General features: G+C 39.1%; 4 protein-coding genes. 1 reads left to right on the top strand and 3 read right to left on the bottom strand.

All coding sequences use genetic code 11. The features are described from left to right. Positions 1–169: 169 nt before the first annotated feature. Positions 170–2,704, top strand: a complete 2,535-nt coding sequence (locus C7H19_RS24905; protein WP_106459596.1) for a hypothetical protein — start codon at positions 170–172, stop codon at positions 2,702–2,704. Between the two features lie 419 nt (positions 2,705–3,123). Here C7H19_RS24905 and C7H19_RS26605 read toward each other — a convergent pair whose 3' ends face one another. From C7H19_RS26605 to C7H19_RS24895, 3 genes are all read right to left on the bottom strand, one after another. Then, positions 3,124–3,591, bottom strand: a complete 468-nt coding sequence (locus tag C7H19_RS26605; RefSeq protein ID WP_219907752.1) for an IS1 family transposase — start codon at positions 3,589–3,591, stop codon at positions 3,124–3,126. A 26-nt stretch (positions 3,592–3,617) separates the two neighbouring features. Then, entirely contained in the window at positions 3,618–3,926 is a 309-nt protein-coding gene (locus C7H19_RS27335; protein WP_219907751.1) for an IS1-like element transposase, read from the bottom strand. Further along, positions 3,880–4,278: DUF4160 domain-containing protein (locus C7H19_RS24895; RefSeq protein WP_219907750.1), on the bottom strand; the 399-nt coding region annotated here is incomplete at its 5' end. The genes C7H19_RS24895 and C7H19_RS27335, both read right to left, overlap by 47 nt.

Here is a 4,278-nt window from a genome sequence, read left to right as displayed (position 1 = left end):
AACTTTAGTGGAAGCTGTGGAAAACATTCTCAAATATTTTGGAGAAAAATATACAATTAATTTTACATAGCTACTTAAACAAAATTGGCAGTTCTCTCCAGAAACATTTGATGCTCTTCTGCGAGGTGATCACACTACTGGAGTCAATGAAGAAACTCTTAATCGTATTTTGGTAGCTATTCAGGATAATCAGAGCCAAGAACTTTTGTATCGCCTCAATCTTGTTTTGGGATATTTCTCTACAGAAGATATGCAAGCTTTGGCAGATGTTCCTCCGAGTGTTGAACGACCTCGACAGCGTTTGAATAATTTACTTGGCGTTTGGATTCAGCGCGACATAAACAACCGATTAATGGTTTCTCCACTTGTTAAGGCACTAGGTAGCCAGGATTTGTCTATTTCTGTACGTCAAGAATGTCATTTAACCCTTGGTGAACGCATCGTTCGGAATGAACTAGACCAATATAAAGCTTTCAACGCCATATTCCATTTCACCGTTGCAGAAGCCTTTGACAAAACAGGCACCTTACTACTTTATGCTTTATTCAGATTGGAAGAGAGCGAAACTCAAATCGATGACGGAGGTATTCTTGCGCTGTGGTTACAACAACCTTTACCTGAGCAAATGAATTTAGGGATTCGGTTACTGGTACGTGGTTTTCAAATTTCTATTAGCGTTAAACGTAGCAAATCTGTCATTTATCTCCTTGATGACTTGGATAACCTGATGGAGCAGGTAACAGAACAAGAATCAGGAATGGTGATGTCGCTTGTCGCCAGTTTCATTAGCAAGTGTTCTAGTCAAATAGGCTTTTTGCGGTTAAATCACTATTTTCAGGTGGCTTTATGTTTCTCCTCCACGGCAAGACTGCCTGACGGAAGTGAATTATCTCTTCCCCAGGAAGTTCCGTTTGAGTCATTAATTTGGGGAATTACTAGGACTATTCAAAATACAACAGAGCTTGAAAATTGGATAGCTACTTTAGAACAATTAACCCTTGAGCAACGGGAACGGGCATTTTCAACCAAAGCTACGGAAGCAGGTTGTTTATTAGTAGCAGAACAACTTTGGATGCGGGAATCGGAGAAGCCAGAAGTTGAGCAAGACTGGCAGGCTATATTAGCTGCTAATCATAACTTAGCAGAGTCTTCTTCCAATCTGGGTTTGGAATTGTTATGGGCGTGTGCCATTTGTTCTGAGGTTATTATTCTTGCTGAGTACATCAAGAATTTAAACCAGGCAGTCGAAGTTACTGAGTCAGCGATCGCGCATGCCTCTGATGATCCTCGTGTTCAGTTCCTTTTAAAGGAATGTCTAGGACGACAATTCGTTTTTGCTAATCGTCATAATGAAGCTATCACTTGGCTAACTCAAGCCTTAGCACAACCAACAGAAGCATATCCCTCATTAAGGCTCTACGCTTTTTTGAGACTTAGCCAAGTTATTTCTGATCAAGAACCATATTTAGCGATCCAGTATGCTCAACAAGCTGTTAATCTTGCAAGGTCATCTGAGGAGATTCCTGAAGCCGAATTAGTGAAAGCTCTAGGTGAGCTTGCCATCGCAAAGTGGTTAATTACTGGTCTGCCTACTGCATTTGAACCTTGGGATCAAGCTGGAGAGTACTTATTGGAGTATAGAAGAGATAAAAATACATGGAAAGACCTTTTTGTTCTTTATGGGCATATCACTGGTTATTTCAATGCTCTCGCAACAACGGGTAATCCTCCTAACAGTACTGAAACTGGTGAAACCTATGCAGTGCCAACACGAGGTATTTTCCTAAATAGAAACTCAGCAAGTGTAGATTACTATAATCCTTCAAGAGATTGCTTTCTACTGGCTCAACTAGCTTCCCTCGCTGAGGCAACTGGTAATGATGAAAATGCTCTAGCCTGGGCTAAGAGAGGAATAGAAATGGCTAGGGAAGCACAACAATTTCTTCCTCTCACTAGCCTTGGTCGCAACATTATTCCTCAACTTGTTTTGGAAAATCGTTATGCTGAAGTTCTTGATTTAGCTGTTGAGGTAGGAACATTGCTGGTAGCCTTTAATCAACTGAGTCAATTAGGTGGGAATATTTTAGAGCCAGGAATTGATATTCAATCAGTCCTTGGCCCAAGAAATAACGAAATTTGGAGATATACGGAAAGCTGCGCTTTGATTTTTGGGATTCTACCAATCATTTTTCATATAGCCGCTCTTGCGATTCATCAGCCTGAATTGGCAAGAAGTCAAGCAATAGATCTAGCTATAATGTGTCGCGAAATTTCGGCTATATCTGGATCACAGTCACTCTGGACAACGGCTGCAATAATTATTGATCAAATTCATTTACAACAATCAACTTGTGTTGAACTAATGGGCCAGTACCAAAGCCTTATCTCTCCCGATATGATTTTGCAGATTCTTGGGCTGATGGCGGCAACCCTACAAGAAATAGCTCCACTGCTTGAAGTCCTGAGAATACACGTCTCAATCATTGAGCAGGTACAAAGGCTAGTTAACCCTAAATCTACGGTTTATCGACTTATTGTCTTACCATACTTATTCAATTACTGGAAAATGGCAGTGGAAAAACTTATGTTTCGGTTCAATAATTCTCAGCAAGTAGCAAATATGTTATGTGAGGTGCAAAATTTACCGATAGAGGTGCAAGGACAAACCATTTTAGCTATTATTCATGATTCCTTAATAAGGTAGTGCAGCAAAGGTGTTGATTAAGTTAAATGCGCTCAGGCTATACTTTAATACACAGGTATTTTATGAGGAAAAAATCTTTCCATCAACATCTTTGCTAGACTACCAGCATTAATAGGAAGAATTACCTTCATTTTTAGAGACTTGACTGAAGCTTTTGTACTATGCAAGCAGTCTATGACAGCTATGTGCCTACAACCCCCAGTTGAAGGATGGCGATTTAGGAATAGGAAACATCAACGGCACTCGTTAAACTAGAATTTACTGCAAAGGTAGTAGAAAGAAGAAGGTGGCCAAAACTTAACGGCGATAACGATTCAGCGATTCACCCGCGTTAACAAACTTTCTATTAAGAATCTTGAAAAAACTTAAGATTTCTAGAAACAGCAATAAGGCGGTGTTGTAAATTTGTGACTAAGCTTCTAAATATTGATTCCAAATTCATAGCGATTGATGAATAACCCTATTACTAGATCGTGCATCTCCTCCGATTTTGAGAAACAGATTGTCTTGCGTGTCTTACTTTTAATTTTTGTTCTAAGTGTTAGATGTTTTTGTTCAATCCTTTGTGTTTTCTTTTTTCCGATTTCATGCTGTTCGGCTGAAAGATTGCGTTCATAAGCACCCCATCCATCTGTACAATATTTTTTGATGCCAAAGGGGGCTAATAAATTTTTCAGTTTTAAAAAGACTTCATCTTTTCTTCGTCCAAAAACATAAGCTAATACCTTTCCCGTTAATCGATCAATGGCGTGCCACAACCATCGCTGATTCTTTTTCCTTCCAACAAAACTCCACATTTCATCTAGTTCGGATTCTTGAATTCCTACTGCCTTGAATGTTTCTTCTTGTTCTGTTTCTTGAACTTCTTTAACTAAAATAATTTCCACTTCTACTTGTTCGCTCTGTATTTGATTTAAGAGTTGGGAATTGACGGATTCAAGGGTTGAGGATTTTTTTTTAATTCTTTGATCACGGTTGAAGTGCTAACGCCCAAAGTTCGTGAAATGTCTCTCACTCCGCTTCCGTTAAAAGTCATCTCTAAAATTTGTTTCTTGACTTGGGGATTCCTGCCAGGGTAATCTAATTTCAGGCTAAAGGTCAGATGAGGGCAATCGGCATTACAACAACGATAACGAGTTTTTCCGTTGTAGGAAGACTTGCCATGTTTGGCGATATCAGTGCTGTGGCAGTAAGGGCATTCGACGGGCAGGAAAACAGTCATAATTAAAGGTAAATGAGATTATTGATAATACTTTAATTATAGACTTATTTAGCCCAATTAACAAATCTACAACATCACCTTTATTCCATTCAGAAATTAACTGGGCTTGATATTCACTGACGATTTGGATAGCTTTGACTACTTCAGATCGTTTTAATTCATAAAACTCCCTAAGTTCAGGAGTGCCGTTTTTCCCAACAAGGTTAATGACACATTCTCCCGATCCTTTAAAGACATGAACATGACGTGGTAAATGGTCATTTGACCAGATTCTTACTAGGGCGTGTCTGCAAACATAAATCATAACCAAATTGTTATCGCTGCGATCACTAACATAGCTAAGTAATTGTGA

This window comes from Aphanothece hegewaldii CCALA 016 (genome assembly GCF_003007785.1).
GTDB classification, from domain to species: Bacteria; Cyanobacteriota; Cyanobacteriia; order Cyanobacteriales; family Microcystaceae; genus Chroococcus; species Chroococcus hegewaldii.
The sequence above is the reverse complement of the archived record's forward strand: the minus strand, read 5'-3'. Positions and strand labels throughout refer to the sequence as shown.